At 37.0% G+C, this 19,668-nt stretch carries 22 protein-coding genes and 1 pseudogene; 14 read left to right on the top strand and 9 right to left on the bottom strand.

What is annotated here, in order from left to right; all coding sequences use genetic code 11:
• Window positions 1–287: 287 nt before the first annotated feature.
• Window positions 288–1,178: a manganese catalase family protein gene (locus SM124_RS13605; RefSeq protein WP_322447065.1), complete on the bottom strand. Its 891-nt coding sequence runs from the start codon at window positions 1,176–1,178 to the stop codon at window positions 288–290.
• A 14-nt stretch (window positions 1,179–1,192) separates the two neighbouring features.
• Complete coding sequence (locus SM124_RS13600) at window positions 1,193–1,429, bottom strand: YuzF family protein (protein WP_322447064.1); 237 nt, start codon at window positions 1,427–1,429, stop codon at window positions 1,193–1,195.
• A gap of 205 nt (window positions 1,430–1,634) precedes the next feature.
• Here SM124_RS13600 and SM124_RS13595 point away from each other — a divergent pair, with 205 nt between their 5' ends.
• Both SM124_RS13595 and pdxR read left to right on the top strand, forming a co-directional pair.
• Entirely contained in the window at window positions 1,635–2,339 is a 705-nt protein-coding gene (locus SM124_RS13595; protein WP_322447063.1) for a Dps family protein, read from the top strand.
• A 211-nt stretch (window positions 2,340–2,550) separates the two neighbouring features.
• Window positions 2,551–3,954 (top strand): MocR-like pyridoxine biosynthesis transcription factor PdxR, encoded by a 1,404-nt coding sequence (gene pdxR / locus SM124_RS13590; protein WP_322447062.1) that lies wholly within the window; start codon window positions 2,551–2,553, stop codon window positions 3,952–3,954.
• 320 nt (window positions 3,955–4,274) lie between these two features.
• On the opposite strand, the gene SM124_RS13585 is transcribed toward pdxR, so the two are convergent.
• The gene (locus tag SM124_RS13585) at window positions 4,275–5,555 is read right to left on the bottom strand and encodes an MFS transporter (protein WP_322447061.1); all 1,281 of its coding nucleotides are present in this window, start codon (window positions 5,553–5,555) and stop codon (window positions 4,275–4,277) included.
• Window positions 5,556–5,684: 129 nt separating this feature from the next.
• Between SM124_RS13585 and sda the strand changes: the two genes are divergently transcribed.
• The 3 genes from sda to SM124_RS13570 all read left to right on the top strand — a co-directional run bounded on the left by sda (window position 5,685) and on the right by SM124_RS13570 (window position 8,386).
• Complete coding sequence (gene sda, locus SM124_RS13580) at window positions 5,685–5,891, top strand: sporulation histidine kinase inhibitor Sda (protein WP_322447060.1); 207 nt, start codon at window positions 5,685–5,687, stop codon at window positions 5,889–5,891.
• 229 nt (window positions 5,892–6,120) lie between these two features.
• Window positions 6,121–7,314 (top strand): glycine C-acetyltransferase, encoded by a 1,194-nt coding sequence (locus SM124_RS13575; RefSeq protein WP_322447059.1) that lies wholly within the window; start codon window positions 6,121–6,123, stop codon window positions 7,312–7,314.
• A 106-nt stretch (window positions 7,315–7,420) separates the two neighbouring features.
• Window positions 7,421–8,386 (top strand): L-threonine 3-dehydrogenase, encoded by a 966-nt coding sequence (locus SM124_RS13570; protein WP_322447109.1) that lies wholly within the window; start codon window positions 7,421–7,423, stop codon window positions 8,384–8,386.
• A gap of 31 nt (window positions 8,387–8,417) precedes the next feature.
• Here the strand turns inward: SM124_RS13570 and SM124_RS13565 are convergent, their stop codons facing one another.
• Window positions 8,418–8,720, bottom strand: a complete 303-nt coding sequence (locus SM124_RS13565; protein ID WP_322447058.1) for a hypothetical protein — start codon at window positions 8,718–8,720, stop codon at window positions 8,418–8,420.
• A 111-nt stretch (window positions 8,721–8,831) separates the two neighbouring features.
• On the bottom strand, window positions 8,832–9,884 hold the full coding sequence (selD, locus tag SM124_RS13560) for a selenide, water dikinase SelD (protein ID WP_322447057.1): 1,053 nt from the start codon (window positions 9,882–9,884) through the stop codon (window positions 8,832–8,834).
• Between the two features lie 230 nt (window positions 9,885–10,114).
• Here selD and SM124_RS13555 point away from each other — a divergent pair.
• Window positions 10,115–10,297 (top strand): annotated as a pseudogene (locus tag SM124_RS13555) (Rdx family protein); the annotation flags it as partial.
• Between the two features lie 136 nt (window positions 10,298–10,433).
• Here the strand turns inward: SM124_RS13555 and SM124_RS13550 are convergent.
• A complete protein-coding gene (locus SM124_RS13550; RefSeq protein WP_322447056.1) occupies window positions 10,434–10,823 on the bottom strand; it encodes an Hsp20/alpha crystallin family protein in 390 nt (129 codons plus the stop codon).
• A gap of 152 nt (window positions 10,824–10,975) precedes the next feature.
• On the opposite strand from SM124_RS13550, the gene selA reads away from it, so the two are divergent.
• On the top strand, window positions 10,976–12,376 hold the full coding sequence (selA, locus tag SM124_RS13545; protein WP_322447055.1) for an L-seryl-tRNA(Sec) selenium transferase: 1,401 nt from the start codon (window positions 10,976–10,978) through the stop codon (window positions 12,374–12,376).
• A 44-nt stretch (window positions 12,377–12,420) separates the two neighbouring features.
• On the opposite strand, the gene SM124_RS13540 is transcribed toward selA, so the two are convergent.
• Window positions 12,421–12,567, bottom strand: a complete 147-nt coding sequence (locus SM124_RS13540) for a small acid-soluble spore protein P (RefSeq protein WP_322447054.1) — start codon at window positions 12,565–12,567, stop codon at window positions 12,421–12,423.
• A gap of 173 nt (window positions 12,568–12,740) precedes the next feature.
• Between SM124_RS13540 and SM124_RS13535 the strand changes: the two genes are divergently transcribed.
• Window positions 12,741–13,001 (top strand): hypothetical protein, encoded by a 261-nt coding sequence (locus SM124_RS13535; protein ID WP_322447053.1) that lies wholly within the window; start codon window positions 12,741–12,743, stop codon window positions 12,999–13,001.
• A gap of 37 nt (window positions 13,002–13,038) precedes the next feature.
• On the opposite strand, the gene sspO is transcribed toward SM124_RS13535, so the two are convergent.
• Window positions 13,039–13,188: a small acid-soluble spore protein SspO gene (gene sspO, locus SM124_RS13530; RefSeq protein ID WP_322447052.1), complete on the bottom strand. Its 150-nt coding sequence runs from the start codon at window positions 13,186–13,188 to the stop codon at window positions 13,039–13,041.
• 323 nt (window positions 13,189–13,511) lie between these two features.
• Here sspO and acnA point away from each other — a divergent pair, with 323 nt between their 5' ends.
• Window positions 13,512–16,223 (top strand): aconitate hydratase AcnA, encoded by a 2,712-nt coding sequence (gene acnA / locus SM124_RS13525; RefSeq protein ID WP_322447051.1) that lies wholly within the window; start codon window positions 13,512–13,514, stop codon window positions 16,221–16,223.
• A 58-nt stretch (window positions 16,224–16,281) separates the two neighbouring features.
• Here acnA and SM124_RS13520 read toward each other — a convergent pair whose 3' ends face one another.
• Window positions 16,282–17,322 carry an NAD-dependent epimerase/dehydratase family protein gene (locus SM124_RS13520; protein WP_322447050.1) on the bottom strand — a complete coding sequence of 347 codons (1,041 nt, stop codon included), beginning with the start codon at window positions 17,320–17,322 and terminating at the stop codon, window positions 16,282–16,284.
• Window positions 17,323–17,467: 145 nt separating this feature from the next.
• On the opposite strand from SM124_RS13520, the gene SM124_RS13515 reads away from it, so the two are divergent.
• The 5 genes from SM124_RS13515 (at window position 17,468) to tlp (ending at window position 19,649) form a co-directional block, all read left to right on the top strand.
• Window positions 17,468–17,884 (top strand): hypothetical protein, encoded by a 417-nt coding sequence (locus SM124_RS13515; RefSeq protein ID WP_322447049.1) that lies wholly within the window; start codon window positions 17,468–17,470, stop codon window positions 17,882–17,884.
• A 38-nt stretch (window positions 17,885–17,922) separates the two neighbouring features.
• Entirely contained in the window at window positions 17,923–18,432 is a 510-nt protein-coding gene (locus tag SM124_RS13510; protein ID WP_322447048.1) for a peroxiredoxin family protein, read from the top strand.
• Between the two features lie 496 nt (window positions 18,433–18,928).
• Window positions 18,929–19,057, top strand: coding sequence for an FbpB family small basic protein (locus SM124_RS13505; RefSeq protein ID WP_322447047.1), 129 nt, complete (start codon window positions 18,929–18,931; stop codon window positions 19,055–19,057).
• Window positions 19,058–19,124: 67 nt separating this feature from the next.
• Window positions 19,125–19,268, top strand: coding sequence for an acid-soluble spore protein N (locus SM124_RS13500; RefSeq protein ID WP_322447046.1), 144 nt, complete (start codon window positions 19,125–19,127; stop codon window positions 19,266–19,268).
• A gap of 144 nt (window positions 19,269–19,412) precedes the next feature.
• Window positions 19,413–19,649 carry a small acid-soluble spore protein Tlp gene (gene tlp, locus SM124_RS13495; protein ID WP_322447045.1) on the top strand — a complete coding sequence of 79 codons (237 nt, stop codon included), beginning with the start codon at window positions 19,413–19,415 and terminating at the stop codon, window positions 19,647–19,649.
• Window positions 19,650–19,668: the final 19 nt, after the last annotated feature.

Here is a 19,668-nt window from a genome sequence, read left to right as displayed (position 1 = left end):
ATTTTTAGTAAGGCAATTTAGGGAATAAAAGAAATGGTGTATGACCATCTTATTCCTACTAACATGTAAATTTAGCCTATGGTAGTGAATGAGTGTCTATGTATTTTAAGCTAACACGATACTCGCTAATTATACACTATATTTGTAACGTGGAATGATGAAAATATCGAATTTTTAATAAAATTGTCGAAAATTTTTCAGTTGACAACAGGAAGGGAAAAGGGGTTTTTAAATTGGTGGGCTAGGAAGTTAGAAACTAAAAAGACGGTTTTGAAAACCGCCTTTTGTTAGAGTTTACTCATTAATTTTTTTGCGATTCTTTCATAATCATCTCTTGTTATGCCTGGAGCAAACTCTTCTGGTAATTCTTCTAAATCTGGTACTGGTGCCCCTTCAGGATTGCCAATAATGACTTTAAGTGGATCTCCTGTTTGAGGGTGAGATCCTTTCCAAATTTGATCAATGTCACGATAGTCCTTTACACTCCATGTATATAGAATATTCCCGAGTCCTTGATCCTCAAATTTTTTGGCATGATCAAATTTCCGATTGTCTAGATTAGGGATAGGAATCATTTTTGTAACATCTGCGCCTGTTGCGATTTCTAATGCTTTTGCATAAGCTACAACATGAACTCCGCCTCTAACGAGTAAGTAGCCAATCATTTCTCTTGCCGTCGGGTGGTCGGTCATTTCGTATACCCGCATTTTATGTGTACGTGCTCCTACTTCAAGGAAAAAATTATGGAGTAGGTCTAATACTAAATTTCCACTACTAAATACATTGTCTCCAGTCCATGGCTTACCCATAGAATCAAAAGGTAATGCGGTTTGTGCAGATGCAATAAAATGTTGTGTATTTCTTGCATCTTTACCTAATTGAAGAGGGGCAATGTCTGGGTCTCCCGGAAATGTGTTCCCTTTTGATAAAAGGTTGATAGAGGTGGAAACAAGCTCTACATGACCAAATTCCTCAGCAGTCATACTAGCCACCAAATCATAAAACGGCTTCAGCTTTTTTTTACCGCGGAAATTAAAAGATTGAAACATATAGTTGTTAAGAGTAGACATTTCTCCAAATTTTCCGCCTAGTAATTCTTGGACGGCAGCTGCTGCATTTGCATCACCAATTTCCGGAATGGGAAGTTCAATAGCGATCCGATCCATTCTAGTAAACATGAAATACCTCCTCTCTATGCTTGCTTATACGTTGTTGTACTAGGGAATACCCAAATAATTTGTTGTGTACGAATAAAGAAAGGTGTCCCTGCTGACTCAACAACTACATGGTCAGGCATGACGGTTTTTAAATTTCCTCGTACGGTACCACGAACGGTTTGCACAGTTACTTCTCTACCAACAATCGTTAATAAAGTTTGATAGACATAGGGATCAATTAAGCTAAACAAGGTTGGAGACACAGAATTCATTTGGATCAGCTCCTTCACATACTTGTGTTCCGTGTAATATATGCTCTTGGATTTTTATTCAGAATTTGTCTTATTAATTAGGACAATGTCGTAATATAAGGGAAAGTAGAAAGGTTTTGTACTAACTGAAACAATGTTGGATAAAATACCACTCTCCGTACAAAATATGGTTGTATTTATTACATATAAAAGGAGAGTTAAAATAATGGAAACTCATGATAACCAAGGATTTGCTCATGATGAATTTAAATTGAACAAAACAGGCTTTGATCCAAATATGCCTGGACATGTATCTAATCACCCTGAAAAAATGGTCCTCCGTCAACAGCCAAGAACCGCTAGAAAAGAAGGATCTGGAATTAGTCTTCCTTATGAGACTCGTTTAGAAATGGGCCTTCAATTAGACGAGCATCTTTGTGCACTTAATGTTGCCCTTCACCAATATACAAAGCACCACTGGTTAACAGAAGGAGCAGAGTCATTTGGTAGTTTGCATCATATATTAGATGAACATATTGATGTAACTCAAAAGCATATTGATGATGTTGGGGAGAGGGTTGCAAGACTTGGAGTGGTTCCTACTGCACATCCTGTTACCCAACACGAAATTTCCTATATTAAGCATGAAGTAGAAGGACGCTATACAATGAGAGATTTTCTACGTAACGACTTAGAACATGAAATCAAAATCCAGGGAATGATGAGAAAAACCATTAAACGTGCCCATGAATTAAATGATTTCGGTACGGTTCAAGTTTTAGAGGATATTTTGTTAAAAAGAGAGGATTTAGGCTATCATATTTGGAGCTTACTAGAGGATGACACATTAGTTAGAGGAATGACACATCTTCTTGATGGCCAAAATGACATTGCTGATCAACGAAAACTGAATGATAATTTACCACATTAATTAAGGTACACATTGGATTATGGTTTACAAAAGGAATGTTTCAAAGGGCCATCGTAAAGAGATTGGCTCTTTTTTGTATTTGTGTTAAAAGCAATTAGATATGTTTAACATTTTTTTCTATTCGATTCCCCTAATTCGTGGTATGGTATAAACATTCAAACTGACCTCTAAGTTAGAGATATATCATTCATTTTATAAAGGGACAGATTAAATGGATATAACACCAATATTAAATTTAGAAAAAGGAAAGCCTCTATATGTACAGTTATATCAACACATAAAGGATGAAATAGAGGTTGGCAGAATGGTGGCAGGTGCGAAACTTCCTTCCATTCGCCAGTTAGCTTTGCATTTAAAGGTGAGTAAAAATACAGTAGAGACAGCCTATCAGCAGCTGCTTGCGGAAGGGTATATTGAAAGCATGCCAAAGAGTGGGATGCGGGTGGTTCAACTTGAAGAGGATTTTCCGAAATCTCAATCATTTTCTATATTTCCTAAAGTTAAAACAGAGCCTACAAAAAAAGTTTTGTATGATTTTCAATATGGGGATATTGAACTAGATTCATTTCCTCTTAGAATCTGGAAAAAGTATTTAAATGAAGCTCTCTATCAACCCTCCGACGTTTTAATGTATGGAGAAAAGCAAGGGGATTACAAGCTAAGGGAACAAATTTGTTCTTACCTCCTTCACTCAAGAGGAATCCATTGTCAGCCTGAGCAGGTGTTGCTGACTGCTGGGACTCAATCATCTATGAATTTTCTCCTTCAGATTCTACAACTTCAAGGTAAAACGGTTGCTATGGAAGATCCAGGATATGATGGGGTTCGCTCCGTTTTTAAATTAAATCAATGCGAAACACATGCCGTTGAATTAGAGTCCGACGGTTTAAAGTTGGACCAGCTCGAGAAACTGGATACTAAGCTGGTTTACGTAACACCCTCACATCAATTTCCAGTTGGTATGGTGATGAGTATTCAGAAGAGGTTAAAACTATTAAATTGGGCCAAACAGCATAATGCGTTTATTGTGGAAGATGATTATGATAGTGAATTTCGATACGAAGGACAGCCGATACCAGCTTTAAAGTCACTGGATAAAGGTGAAAAGGTAATCTATCTTGGTACGTTCTCTAAATCTTTTTTGCCTTCAGCAAGACTAAGTTATATTGTCTTTCCTCCTAATTTAATAGAAAAGTATAAGGATGAATTAAATATCTATAGCCAAGGTGTCTCACCCATCATACAAAGAGCAGTATTTTTATTTATGTGTAGTGGTGATTTTGATAGACATATAAGGAAGATGAGAAAACTCTATCACGAAAAACATCGAGTACTACTTGAATCTATTAAATTAATGATGGGTAATAGAGTAGAAGTGATTGGTGAAAAAGCAGGCTTACATATTCTGTTGCGAGTGAAAAACGATTATTATTTAGATTTAATAGAAAAAGGACTTAAGAAGGGTGTTAAAGTCTATTCAACAAAACCGTATTGGCAAGGTGAAACCCCTTTTTCCGATGACCTCGTATTATTGGGATTTGGAGGATTGACCGTTGAGCAGATTAAAGACGGGATAAGACTGCTGAGTCAAGCCTGGTTCTCAGAAAATGACTAGTTACGCCAATTAATTTAGTTATGTAGTGGAAAGTATAGGTGAATGACATGATAATCGCACTTTTAACAGCGGGTGGAATTTTAGCTGTATTCACGAGCTTTTTTATTAAATATGCTATGAATGGTTATGGCTATTCGAATGATATGGATAATCAACCCGTTATTAGAAAAGGTTGTAGGTACTGTAATGAAAGGATTCCACGAAGCTATAAGAAAAACTTATGTCCAATTTGTAGGAAGCCGCTCGAATAAACTAAAAAATATTGGTAAAAACTGAACAACTAAAGCAAAAAGGCCAATCAAGGCCTTTTTTGCTTTAGTTCAATCCTTTGTGGTTACCACATTCGGTAACAAGTAACTAAATATAGAAGCAACCACTAATAAACAAATCGATAGCACAAACGAAATATTGTATCCACCTGTTAAATCAAATAGAACTCCCGGAATATATGCTCCTAGCGCCGAGCCCACCTGATGACTTAAGAATAGCCATCCAATGACTCCCCCTACAGATAAGTGTTTGAAATAGGTTGTCGCTAGTTTGATGGTAGGGGCAACTGTGGCAAAATCCACAATTCCGAAAGTAATAGCAAAAATAATAAGCAAGTGTGACTGAGTAATTGCAAACTGAAATAAATGTTGATCACTAGATATTAAGATGAGTAATACAATCGTTAAAGCACGGCTACCATACAGAATAGTTAATATATATTTAGGATTTAACCGATCAGCTAAGTAGCCTGAAAAGATGGTTCCCGCAATATTAAAACCCGCCAATAAACTAACGGCAGTGCCTGTTACAGCAGGTGAAAACCCACAAACTTGCGCAAACGGAATAAGGTGGGTATCCATTAGTCCACTTGTTGTTACCCCACAAACAAAAAACGGCAACAACAAAAATAAAAACGCCTTGTTTTTCAGGAGTTGAATTATAGATAAATGCTTAGGTGTTGTAGAAGGTGTTTCCTCTTTTGTAGCTAACTTCTTCTGGTGTGTTTCTATATTTCCATAAGCCTCTATCCCTTTGTCAGCCGGAAAATTACGAATGAAAAAGAATATAATCGGAAAAATCACAAAAACTAGGAAAAATCCTAGTATTAGGACTGTATTTTTCCATCCAAAATGACTAATTAAATATAGTGAAAACGGAACGAGCAGTAACTGTCCTACAGCGGTACCAGCAGACATTAATCCTAAAGCAAATCCCCTTTTTTCAGAAAACCAGTTGGCGACAATAATAGAGCCGGCAACATTGGATGCTCCACCAAAACCAATAGAAGAAATGACTCCATAGATAATGATTAATTGCCACGGATTAGTAGCAAAGTAGGTCAATATGGTGGTTACACCAATCAACAAGATGCTAAATGACAAAATCATTCTAACGCCGTATGTATCAATTAATCTCCCAATATAGGGTTGAGATAATCCGTAAACTAGATAACTGACAAAGGCAATGAGTGAAACGATCGCTCGACTAGTAGAAAAGTCTATTTCCCAAGGTGAAACAAAAGCTCCGAATGATAGTCTCACTCCTTGCGCAGAGAGCAAGGCAATGAAGGATAAGAAAAGAACGATCCAAGCATAATGTATTTTTTTCAAAAGGTCACCTTCCAAATTCAATGGTCAGTCTAATTTTACCATAAAATTTGCTAGAGAGAGTTTGCTAGTTTATGAGTAAGAGAATTCGGTTATACATATATAAACCATGATGTAATTAGGAGGAAATGAATGGATTCCTTAAAAAAGCTGACTAATGTTCAACTACTAAAGACTTTGAGACAAGCAAGAAAACTAAATTTATCTAAAGAATTTCGTACCATTCTTACAATAGAAGTAAAAAGGCGAGGAGTTCTAATGAAAAACGGAGGTCATATTAGATTGAGGAAAAATAATACAACTAAGCTTGAAGTATTTAGTCACTCGTGTGTAAAGTAAGCAATAACATTTAATATGTAAATGAACTAAAAATAGGAAACACTAATAAAATAGAAAAAAATAATAAAATGTATGTCCTCTATATATGTACAAATTAGAATTATATGTTAAAGTAATTATGAGTAAACCCTTATATAACTTGATTTTTAAAAGGCATTTAGTGTATTTCTGAAAAACACAAATGTATACGTAATAATGACATTTTCATTTATGAAATAGGGGGATTAATATGTCTAGTAAAATTTTGGATTCATTTTTAAAAGAAAACTTAGAGGATTTAAAAGGCAGAGGTTTATACAATGTTATCGATCCACTTGAAAGTCCAAATGGACCAACGATTACTATTGGTGGTAGAGAGTTAGTAAACCTTTCTTCAAATAACTACTTAGGATTAGCAACGGATCAAAGATTAAAAGATGCTGCTACAGATGCTCTTAACCGTTTTGGTGTTGGTGCAGGTGCGGTTCGTACGATTAATGGAACGCTTGAACTACACGTGAAATTGGAAGAGAAACTAGCAGAGTTTAAACATACAGAAGCGGCCATTGCCTATCAATCAGGTTTTAACTGTAATATGGCTGCCATTTCAGCGGTTATGGATAAAAATGATGCCATTCTTTCAGATGAGCTAAACCATGCTTCTATCATCGATGGTTGCCGTCTGTCAAAGGCTAAAATTATCCGCTATAACCACTCCGATATGGAAGATTTAAGAGCAAAAGCAAAAGAAGCAAAAGAGTCAGGACTTTATAACAAAATTATGGTCATCACTGACGGAGTTTTCTCAATGGATGGAGACATTGCCCTGCTTCCTGAGATTGTTGAAATTGCAGAAGAATTTGACTTAATTACATACGTAGATGATGCGCATGGTTCTGGTGTATTGGGTAAAGGTGCTGGGACGGTTAAACATTTTGGATTATCTGATAAAGTGGATTTCCAAATCGGAACTCTTTCAAAAGCAATCGGTGTTGTTGGTGGTTATGTAGCGGGTAAACAAGACTTAATTGATTGGTTAAAAGTTCGCAGCAGACCATTTTTATTCTCAACATCGTTAACTCCAGCAGATGTGGCAGCAAGTATGAGAGCGATTGAAATCCTAATGGAAAGCACAGAATTAAATGAGCGTCTATGGGAAAATGCAAACTACTTGAAAAAAGGGTTAGTAGAACTGGGCTTTGATATTGGTCAAAGTGAGACTCCAATTACACCTTGTATTATTGGGGACGAAGTGAAAACACAACAATTCAGTAAACGCTTGAATGATGAAGGCGTTTATGCAAAATCGATTGTATTCCCAACTGTACCTCGTGGAACAGGTCGTGTACGTAATATGCCATCTGCTGCCCACACTAAAGAAATGTTAGACCGTGCGATTGCGATTTACGCAAAAGTGGGTAAAGAGATGGGAATTATCCAATAAGTCAAGTTGGTAACGGAACGGGGTTAACCCCGTTCGTTCCTTCGTTCGTATAGATAAAGTAGACAATCAACGATGATTTTCGTATTAATTTTTCTGGGGGATTATGATGAAACGTATATTAATAACCGGTGCTTTAGGCCAAATCGGGTCAGAACTAACGGTAAAATTAAGAGATATTTATGGTACGGACAATGTAGTAGCAACTGATATTCGAAATTCAGACAGTGAGGCTGCTCAGTCTGGACCATTTGAAATTTTAGATGTAACTGATGGAAATAGAATGTTAGAAATTGCAAAAAAATATAATGTAGACTCAATCATTCATATGGCTGCATTATTATCTGCAACAGCAGAAGCTAACCCTGTTTTTGCGTGGAATTTAAATATGGGCGGATTGATGAATGCTCTTGAAACGGCGAGAGATACGAAGAGCCAATTCTTCACGCCAAGCTCGATCGGTGCGTTCGGTCCATCGACACCAAAAGTAAATACACCACAAGATACGATCCACCGTCCAACAACCATGTATGGAGTGAACAAAGTAGCGGGAGAATTACTTTCCGATTATTACTATCATAAATTCGGAGTGGACACGAGAGGACTTCGTTTCCCAGGCTTAATTTCATATGTAACTCCTCCGGGTGGTGGAACAACGGACTATGCCGTAGAAATTTATTATGAGGCAATTAAAAACGAACAATATACGTCTTATATTAATAAAGGGACGTACATGGATATGATGTACATGCCCGATGCATTAAATTCTATAGTGAATTTAATGGAAGCAGATGCTAGCATGTTAAAGCATCGTAACTCATTCAACGTGACAGCCATGAGCTTTGATCCTGAGCAAATTGCTGCTGAAATTAAAAAGCATATTCCTCAGTTTGAAATTTCTTATGATGTGGATCCAATCCGTCAAGGTATTGCTGATAGCTGGCCAGATTCAATCGATGCGACCGCTGCAAAAGAAGAGTGGGGCTTTAAAGCTGAGTATGACCTGTCTAAAATGACGGTTGATATGCTTGAAAAATTAAAAGAAAAGTTGTTAATAGGGGAAAAGACCGAATAATTTTCGGTCTTTTTTTCGCCTTATACAGTCGTTACCTATTGCTGCAGTAAACTCCTAAAGCATCCTTTATCGGTTGAACTAAATCACTTTCTGTACTGATATTATAATGATCTCCTTCTAGATCACTTGTAAATTGTTGAAACCCTTGTCTTTGTAAGAAATCATTCACGTCTTTTAAATTATCCGATTGGTTTAGAAGTGTTTTATAGCCTACAAATTCATTGTTAACATATAACTCGTATCTATCTTCCGTTAATTTTGTATCGTCACCGACATCTCGGTTATTGGCAAGACCTGCCCCAAGAAATTGTGATTGTATTCTCCATCCAGACATTACTACACCCCCTAATAATATTTATATATAAAGTATTTCCTACCTGAAAAAACAATATCGATGGTAGATAATTTTAAATTTGGATACAAAAAAGGTGAAATCAAAATGACTTCACCTTTTTACGTAAATTAATTTATCTTTTTTCTCGGTTACTTTTCCAATAATTGAGCATTCTGAAACACCGTTTTCTCTTGCGATATCAACGTATTTACTAGCTTCATCTAAAGATAAGGCAATAAGTAGACCTCCAGAAGTTATGGCATCACATAAAATGAGTTGTTCTTCAGGTAAAATATCCTCATAATGTACATCATTTTCCAACCAGTTATGATTTGCTTTTGAACCACCAGGAACTATACCGTTTTTTGCCAGTTCGTATGTACCTTCTAGTAGGGGAACGTGACTAAATTCAATCTCTAGACTAACATTACTACCTCTAGCCATTTCACTCCCATGACCTAATAATCCAAAGCCGGTTACATCTGTAACTGCTTTTGGAGAAAATTCACTTAGGAGCTCAGCTGCATTTTTGTTCAAAGTAGCCATTACGTTTGTAACTGCTTCTTCTTGTTCTTTTGATACCGCTGACCGCTTAATACCCGTTGTCATAATACCAACGCCTATAGGTTTCGTTAAAACTAGGACATCACCAGGTGTAGTCCCAATATTTTTCCATACTTTTTTCGGGTGTACAATTCCAGTAACGGAAAGACCGAATTTCGGCTCTTGGTCATCTATCGAGTGACCGCCAACCGTCACCGCACCAGCCTCTTTTACTTTGTCACTTGCACCTCTTAAAATATCGGCAAGCATTTCTGCGCCTAATTTTTTTACTGGATAGCCAACAATATTTAAAACCGTTTTTGGAGTTCCACCCATGGCATAAACATCGCTAAGCGCGTTTGCCGCTGCGATTTGGCCAAACATATATGGATCATCCACGATGGGGGTAAAATAATCTACCGTTTGGATTAATGCTAAATCATCTGTTAATTGAAAAACACCCCCGTCATCTGACGTTTCGTGACCAACCAATAGCTCTGGTACCGGTTCTTGCTTTGGTAATAGACGCAAAACTTGCGCCAAGTCCTCAGGACCAATTTTGCATCCTCAGCCGGCTTTTGTTGACAATGAAGTAAGTCTGATTTTTTCATGTTCACTCATGCTTGTCCACCTCCCTTTTTTAGTATACAGTGTGTAAGGAAGAAAATCATTTTTAGACAATTTTTCCTGATAATGTTGAAGGATTGCGGAAAAATATAGTTTGTACTACAATTACCTTATCACAAAGTAAGAATTTTTTGTGAAATCTTGAAATCTTAATCTTTGGAGGAATAAAAATGAAGAATTTCCAAATTACTGTTGAATTCTGCATGATGTGAAACTACGCACCAAAAGCCGCGAGTTTCGCGGAAGAACTGTTTACCCATTTTCGCTCACAAATCACGGAAATGAAGCTCATTCCAGTTTCAGGTGGAGCGTTTGAAGTAACCATTAATGGTGAAAAATATTATTCTAAGCTTGAAACGGGCGTGTTCCCGAAAGCTCAAGAAATTATTAATAAAATGGAGGCATAATGCCTTTTAAGGAACCCTTATTCACTTTTGAATAGGGGTTTTATTTAATATTATTAAAGGTGACAGGCACCTGAAATGTATTTGTAATAAAAATAACTTCTCAAGTGATGAGAAGTATGTTTGTTTGGGTGGATATTTAGTTAAATCGTACAAAATGATTTTTACCCGAACCTGGTATTTCTTTTGAAATATAAACTTCGAGGATTCCTTCTGAATAATGAGCATGAACATATTTCTCTATGACGCTAAAAGGGAAGTCAATGGTTCGCTTTTTATACTCCTTTTTACCAATCCCTTTCTTGTACGTTTGTATTTGGATTTTATTGTTACATAAATAGACGGAAATGTGTTTGGGATTAAAATCGGGTAATAATGCTTCTATGATGAATTCTAGATCCGTTTCAAAAATATCTACCCGGAATGTGGTTTCGTCTAAATAAGTAGTGAGGGGATCGAGGAAATACGTTTCTAACCATTTCTCCATCTGTTCTATATCAAAAGAGGGTTCTTCTTTTAAACCTGACATTTATTTTCCACTCCTTTTCTTGTAGGCCAAGAAAACAAGACAATAATAATAGAGCTAATCTCATTCTATTCATGTCTAACTTTGAAGGTGAAAAATGTTATAATAGACCTGTCTAATTTTGTAATAAGTGATTAAAATTTGGAGGGTCTCTATTGAAAGAGCTATTAAGATCTATACCTCCCATTCATGAAGTCCAAAAAAATGAAAAGTTTATACAACTTTTAAGTGAATATGGGATTGATCAAAATCAACTGACTAACATACTTAAAGAAATCATTAGCGAGATAAGAGAATCTATAATAAAAGGGAACTGGGATGGAGCCGAACCTGGAACAGAAAGCTTTATCAATCTGCTGTTTGCAAAGTTACAGTCAAAAATCGATAAAAGATTTGATTACACTTTAAAAAGGGTCATCAACTGTACGGGTACAGTTTTACATACAAATCTAGGTAGGGCCAGGTTAAGTGAAAATGCGATCAAACATGTGGTGGAAACCGCTCAAAATTACTCTAACTTAGAGTATAAGCTTGAAGAAGGGGAGAGAGGTTCTAGGCATACCCATGTAGAAGATCTCATAAAAGAACTTACAGGTGCAGAAGCGGCCATGGTGGTAAATAATAATGCTGCAGCTGTTTACTTAATCTTGCGTGCATTGGCCCATGATAAAGAAGTGATTGTGTCAAGAGGTCAACTGGTTGAAATAGGGGGATCGTTCCGAATTTCATCGATAATGGAAGAGAGTGGTGCCAAACTCGTTGAAGTAGGAACAACCAATAAAACGCATGTAAAAGACTATGTAGAAGCTCTGTCAGAAGAAACGGCTATGATTATGAAGGTCCATACTAGTAATTTTAAAATTTTGGGTTTTACGAAAACCGTTGAAACAGAGGAGTTGGTCGAACTTTCGGTAAAGCATGATGTGATTTTTTATGAGGATTTAGGTAGCGGGGTACTGTATGACTATCGTAAAAATGGAATTGGTGATGAGCCTGTGGTGAAGGACGTATTAGACATGGGGGTAAACATCGTTTCGTTTAGTGGGGACAAACTTCTAGGTGGACCACAAGCCGGTATCATTGCAGGGAATAAGAAACTGATTGACCAGCTGAAAAAGAACCAACTAGCCCGTGTTGTACGGGTTGATAAAATGACATTGGCTGCTCTCGAAGGAACTTTGATGGATTATCTTAAGGGAGAAAATGGAGTGAAGAATATTCCAGTTGTTCGGGATGTCTTAGCTACTAAAGCTGAATTGAAGGCGAGGGTTGAACATTTTGTGGCTGCTTTAGGAACCGAAACTTTCGATACCGCTATTCAAGCTTCCACTAGCCAAGTAGGTGGAGGTACCATGCCGGAAGTAGAGCTACCTACCTATGTAGCCGTCCTTAAACACAAAACTCTTTCAGCTGAAAAGGTTGCATATAAACTTAGGAATGAGAGTGAGATTGCTGTTGTTGTTAGGATTCAGAAAGATGAAATTGTGATAGATTTGAGAACGGTGAGTAAAGAAGAAGAGTGTTTGTTAGTTGATTGTTTATTAAATATTAGTTAGAAACAAAGCTGTAGAACGATTTGATTCTACAGCTTTTCGTTTATTTACATATCATGATGCGAATTATGTTTTTGTCTCGTATGGTTACGATTTTTTACTTTTTTAGAACCACTTAATGGTTGTGGTTGCCCCGATTCATTTCCTTTTGGAGCATTTCTTCTCATATCTTTTCCATCGTTTTTATTAACCATTTCTACATCCCTCCTAACTATAGGATGGGGTGTAAAAGTGTTTTTATACCGAATATTTTTATCATGCACTGCACAATTTAACGTAAAGGTCGCTTCAAATTTTCAGGTGAAAACAACATACTTATAAGCTAAATTTCAACATAAATAACAAACAATAAGGAGTGTACTCAAAAATGCCATACCATAAAGATAAACAGCAAGCGTTTCAAGCTGCTCAGCAAGGTGTGAATGAAGCGCAAGGACTTTATAATGATATTGTTCAGGATAGTGCAAGTTACGGTCATCAGTTAAAACATTTAAAAAATGAAGTCAATGAGGCATTTGCACAGATTGAAAATGCACTTGAAGTAGCTTCAGAGCATCAACGAGCACAGCTAGAGCAATTCCAGCAAGATCTCCGTCAAATCGTAGAAGAAGTGAACCAAACCGAATAGAATTAGACCCCCTTACAGTTGTGAAGGGGGTTGTTCTTTATTGATTTTTTTTGCGCTTTTTATTATTTTGTTTCTGCGCCTCTGTTAGAGGTTCGTTTGCAAGTTCTTCATTATATCCAGCACCCATACCTTGGGATTTTGCTGCATTCATTCCTTCAATCACGTGATTTGCTTTTCTTTTACCCATGATGATCACCTCCATTTCGTTATTTTTTTCTAATCTAAGAACTTCATACAAATATAATCAAAGATTTTTTGGTATAATTATTTTGAACCTTTTAGACAGTCGAATTTATTGTAAGCGTTTGATTTAAGAAGGTTTGTCACTTTTTATATAGTAAATATCATTTTTAAGATAAGGAAAACTTATCAAAAACAATAACTTTCTTGTTATTTACTTATATAAAAGGTTGTATTAATATAGGAAATGTGAGAAAAGTTAGGATTTAAAAACTTTTCGACAATTAATCCTATATTGGTATATGATTATTACAAGAGGGGGTAATACATATGTCTAAACATGACGTTTTTAATTCCCGTAAATCATTTGAATTAGATGGGAAAAAGTACAATTACTATCAATTAGCTGCTCTAGAAGAAGCTGGAATTGGTAAAGTTTCGAATCTACCATATTCTATTAAGGTTTTACTAGAGTCTGTGCTTCGTCAATACGACGGTCGTGTAATCACGAAAGAGCACGTTGAAAATTTAGCAAAATGGGGAACAAACGAGGTTAAAGAGGTTGACGTACCATTCAAACCTTCTCGTGTAATCCTACAAGACTTTACAGGAGTTCCAGCTGTCGTTGACCTTGCTTCTTTACGTAAAGCAATGGCTGACATGGGTGGAGATCCAGACAAAATTAACCCATTAAAGCCAGTAGACCTAGTTATTGACCACTCTGTACAGGTTGATGAATATGGTACACCTGCTGCTCTTGAAGCTAATATGGTTCTTGAATTTGAACGTAACCAAGAGCGTTACCAGTTCTTAAGCTGGGCTCAAAAAGCGTTCGATAACTATCGTGCGGTTCCACCTGCAACAGGTATCGTTCACCAAGTTAACTTAGAGTTTTTAGCAAATGTTGTTCACGCTCTTGAAAATGGCGAAGGTGAGTTTGAAACATTCCCAGATACTCTTGTTGGTACTGACTCACATACAACAATGATCAACGGTATCGGTGTACTTGGATGGGGTGTTGGTGGTATTGAAGCGGAAGCTGGAATGCTTGGTCAACCTTCATACTTCCCAGTTCCAGAAGTAGTTGGGGTTAAATTAACAGGCGAACTTCCAAACGGTGCTACTGCTACTGACCTTGCGTTAAAAGTAACTCAAGTTCTTCGTAGCCAAGGTGTAGTTGGTAAATTCGTTGAGTTCTTCGGACCTGGTGTTGTTGCACTTCCACTAGCTGACCGTGCAACAATTGCAAACATGGCTCCTGAGTATGGTGCTACTTGTGGTTTCTTCCCAGTTGATGGTGAAGCATTAAACTACATGCGCTTAACTGGTCGTTCTGAAGAGCAAATTAAAATCGTTGAAACATATTGCAAAGAAAATGGTTTATTCTTCAATCCTGATTTAGAGCCAGTTTATACAAATGTAGTAGAAATTGATCTTTCAGCTATTGAAGCGAATCTTTCTGGTCCTAAGCGTCCACAAGATTTAATTCCACTTTCTGCAATGAAAGGCGAATTCAATAAAGCGTTAACAGCTCCACAAGGAAACCAAGGATTTGGTCTTGACGCTGCTGAAATCGAAAAAGAAGTAACAGTTAACTTCAATAACGGTGATTCAACTGTTATGAAAACTGGTGCTATTGCAATCGCTGCGATTACAAGCTGTACAAACACTTCTAACCCTTACGTATTAGTAGGCGCTGGTTTAGTTGCGAAAAAAGCAGTTGAACTTGGTATGGAAGTTCCTAAATTCGTTAAAACATCATTAGCTCCTGGTTCTAAAGTAGTTACAGGGTACCTACGTGACTCTGGATTACTTCCTTACTTAGAGCAAATTGGTTTCAACCTAGTAGGTTACGGATGTACTACATGTATCGGTAACTCTGGTCCATTAAAAGATGAGATCGAAAAAGCTGTTGCTGATAGCGATCTTCTAGTAACTTCTGTTCTTTCAGGTAACCGTAACTTTGAAGGACGTATCCACCCGCTTGTAAAAGCTAACTACTTAGCATCACCACCATTAGTAGTTGCTTATGCTTTAGCTGGTACAGTTGATATCGATCTTCAAAACGAAGCAATCGGAAAAGATAAAGATGGTAACGATGTATTCTTCAAAGACATCTGGCCAACTACTGCAGAAGTAAATGATGTTGTACATCAAACTGTAACTCCTGAATTATTCCGTAGAGAGTATGGAAATGTATTTAATGACAACGAGCGTTGGAACGAAATCAAAACAACGAACGAAGCATTATATTCATTCGATGATCAATCAACTTACATTCAAAACCCACCATTCTTTGAAGGGTTAAAACCAGATCCAGAAGAAGTAAAACCTTTATCTGGTCTACGTGTAGTTGGTAAATTCGGTGATTCTGTAACAACTGACCACATTTCTCCTGCTGGTGCAATCGGTAAAGATACTCCTGCTGGAAAATATCTACGTGAAAACGGTGTAGAAGTTCGCGACTTCAACTCTTACGGATCTCGTCGTGGTAACCACGAAGTAATGATGCGTGGAACTTTCGCTAACATCCGTATCCGTAACCAAATTGCTCCAGGTACAGAGGGTGGCTACACAACTCACTGGCCAACAGGCGAAGTTACTTCTATCTATGATGCTTGCATGAAGTACAAAGAAGAAGGAACTGGCTTAGTAGTATTAGCTGGTAAAGATTACGGAATGGGATCTTCACGTGACTGGGCTGCGAAAGGTACAAACCTTTTAGGAATTAAAACAGTTATCGCTGAAAGCTTCGAGCGTATTCACCGTTCAAACCTTGCGTTAATGGGTGTTCTTCCTCTTCAATTCAAAGATGGAGAAAGTGCTGAGACATTAGGTTTAACAGGTAAAGAAACAATCGACGTTCAAGTTGATGAAACTGTAAAACCTCGTGACCTAATCAAAGTTACAGCAACAGACGAAGCTGGTAACAAAAAAGAATTCGAAGTGGTTATCCGTTTCGACTCTGAAATTGAAATCGACTACTACCGTCACGGTGGTATTCTACCAATGGTTCTTCGTGAGAAATTACAAGAGAACTAAGATAAATAAAACACCATGCTCCTCTAGGGCATGGTGTTTTCTTATACTAAAAAATTGATTAGGACTTTACTAAACTCCACTTCGCTAGCAGGTCCTTTTCTCGTTCCAACGTAATACCAGCTCTCCATTCAAACGAGGTATGTTGTCGTTCTAAATGCCACTTATATACATCTTTAAGAGTTTCCTCAATAGGACGGAAAGTTAGCCCACTTGAGATGGCCTTATCAACATTTATAGAGAAAGTACCTCTCCATGGTTCTTCACCTTCAGAAAGCGGATAGGTTTCCGGTATCCAAAGAGGAAGCTCTGTCCATGGTGCGACATTATTATCTCTTATAAATGACTCATCGACCCATTCAAATTCTGCATCACTTCCACTAATGGCCTTGCAGTGTTCAAGCAATTGACTCATCGTTAAGGTATAATCGGGGCCAGTTGAATTGAAAGTACCACCTTTTCCTTGTTCCATCATTTTCAAAAACCAATTCGCTAAATCAAGGTTATCTACTAATTGAACAGGACGATCCGGTCTACCAGGGACTAGCACTTTTCCACCCTTCGCTACACGATCAATCCAGTATGGTAAACGATCGGTATAGTCGTGAGGACCAACAAGCTGACCGGCTCGAACATTCATCACTCGACTTGGCATATTGTTTTCTGCTTCCATTTCTGATATAGCTTTAAATGCACCGTAATATTCCATTGAAAAGTCAGGGCCTACCAATGTAATCTTATCTGCTTCTTCACTAGACATAGTATGAACAGGGTAGTCCTCTGTAATATTGGTTGGAACCCAATCTTTATAAACCGATATACTAGAGATGTATGTATATTGCCCTACATTGTCCTTCAGAATATCAGTCGCTCTACGCACGGTATGTGGTGCCAATCCGCTTGTATCTAGTACTGCATCCCAATTTCTTCCCTTTAGAGCACTCAAATCTCCATATCGGTCACCCGTTAGGATTTCTACTTCCTTTAATTCTTCATTTCTTGTCCCACGGTTAAAAATAGTCACCTCATGATTTTGATTCAAAGCTGTTTCTACAAAGGTTTTTCCTAAAAAACGACTTCCTCCTAAGACAAGTATCTTCATGTCCTTTCACCCCTTTGATTATAATGATACATAATATTCAGAAAAAACGGAAATATGGTGATTATTAGATAAGCTTTTTAATTGTAGGGATGAAAATGCATAAGGTAAGATAAAGACAGGAAAAGTAAAGTAGAGGAGTTATGAAATGGATTTTATTCAAATTGGCCCATTAAATTTAAATACAAAATGGCTACTCATTCTTTTAAGTATTTTATTTGTTTACCTCGTCATTAAGTATGTGTTCCGGGATAGAAAGGAATTCCAAAAAGAGTTTAGTGATGTTCTTTTTAATGCATTTGTCATGCTTTTATTCATCTATAAGCTTAGCATCGTTTTCTTTAGACCCACTTTGATTGTTGAAAACCCACTCGGTATTCTTTATTTTGATGGAGGAACAAAAGGACTCATTATTGCCGTCGTCACAACTATTTTTTATGTTTATTATGCTTTTAAGAAGAACAAATGGAGTCCTCAAGAAACCATACAAGGAATTTTTTACAGTTTTGTCACATTTGCCGTCTCTTTTTGGCTTTTAAGAACTTTATATGTTTTGTTCTTTTAATGTAAAATAAAATAGAGCTTACATATAGGAGGTACAGCATGATTAAAAAAATTTTTGCAGCAGTGACATTAATTGCCTTAATGACCGTGGCGGTTGTACAAGCTATGGAAAAAGAGGAGCAACCAGATAATCTTCCCGGACTAGGTGTTGGACTAAAAGCACCTGATTTTGAGTTAAAGAACCTTGAAGGTAAAACCGTTAAACTATCGGATTATGCAGGCAAAAAGGTCATGTTGAACTTCTGGGCTACTTGGTGTCCACCGTGTAAAGCGGAAATGCCAGATATGCAAAAATTTTACAAAGAGGCAGGAGACGATATTGTGATTCTAGCCGTTAATATCGATCCTCAATATGATGTAGCTGGCTTTGCAAAAGAAATGAATATATCCTTCCCAATCCTTTTAGATGAAAAAGACAAAGTTAGCACGGTTTATAAAATACTAACCATTCCAACCACTTATTTTATCGATGAAAAAGGAATTATTAGACATAAATATTTAAGTGCTCTTCCAATTGAAAAGATGAGAGAATATACAGAAGACATGTAATGGCCTGTCTATTAAGTAACTAAAATAGAGGAAGTGGAGAAAAATGAATTTTTTCTCCACTTCCTTTTTCTAATTAGTACAAAGCACTGAGTTGATTGGAGGGGAAGGCACTTGACTCCTACGGGATGCAGAGGAAAGGTCGAGACCCCACAGACGGAACGGCGAGGAGGCTCGACTTCCTCCCCGTGGAAAGCAAGTGCCTGGACCGGAAATCAACGGACGAAATTACTAGAACAATTCAAAAACGAGGGCTGTCGTCAAAAACTTATTGGGCCTTTTTCATATGTTTAATTTCAAAAAAATTGGGTAAAGGACTTACACCAAAATATTTTCAGAACATTCAATATATAGAGTCTGCCAAAAATTAAATCTTCGCAGAAACGTACATTTTAATATATATCGGTTCGAATGATTAAAATTTTCAAAAAGTTGTAATAATTATAACAGTAATAGGACATAATTACTGTTACAATAGTAGATAAGGAAGGTGAACTACATGAGAAAACCTAGAAAACGTACCTTTGAAGAATTAGTCCAAGAAAATAAATTACAATTATTAAAGGATCAAGCAGCTCTAGATAAAATTGAAGAGCGTCTAGAAAAACGTCTTGGTAAAGCGGAGTAAAGCAAACAAACTTTGCCATTCATGATTCCTTTTTAAAAGGTGATACTTTTAAAGAGGAGGGATATCCATGGGCAATCCGAAAAAAGACAGCAAACACTTTGTACCTGACCACATTGGAACGAAATCACGTTCTTTCGGCGGTAACAAAGGTAAGAAAATGCAAGATACATCAGGTCAGCATCCACAAGTCATTCAAACTAAAGGTGAATAATCTTTTATAGGGCTCGTCTACTCAAGACGGGTCTTTTTGTAGGTTTATTGAAGTAAAGTTATCCAAACGTTTCCTTTATAATTTCAATCGATTTTCGCAAACTAACCTTGTATCACATCAAGATTGAAAAAGGAGTGATTGGCTATGGCACATAATAAACCAAAACCAGATAATCGTAGCGATAACGTCGAAAAGCTTCAAACGATGATCATGAATACAATCGAAAACATGGAAGAAGCAGAAGCAACTATGGAATTTGCAAATGAAAAAGACCGAGCTAACATCGAAGCTAAAAATGACAGACGTCGCGAAAGCATTGATGCAATGCGTTCTGAAGTAAAAGATGAGTACCGCGCACAACAAAACGGTTACAACGAATAAAAACTCTACCAGCTGACCA

Source organism: Robertmurraya mangrovi, from assembly GCF_034427655.1.
In the GTDB taxonomy this organism is placed as follows: domain Bacteria; phylum Bacillota; class Bacilli; order Bacillales; family Cytobacillaceae; genus Robertmurraya_A; species Robertmurraya_A mangrovi.
The sequence above is the reverse complement of the archived record's forward strand: the minus strand, read 5'-3'. Positions and strand labels throughout refer to the sequence as shown.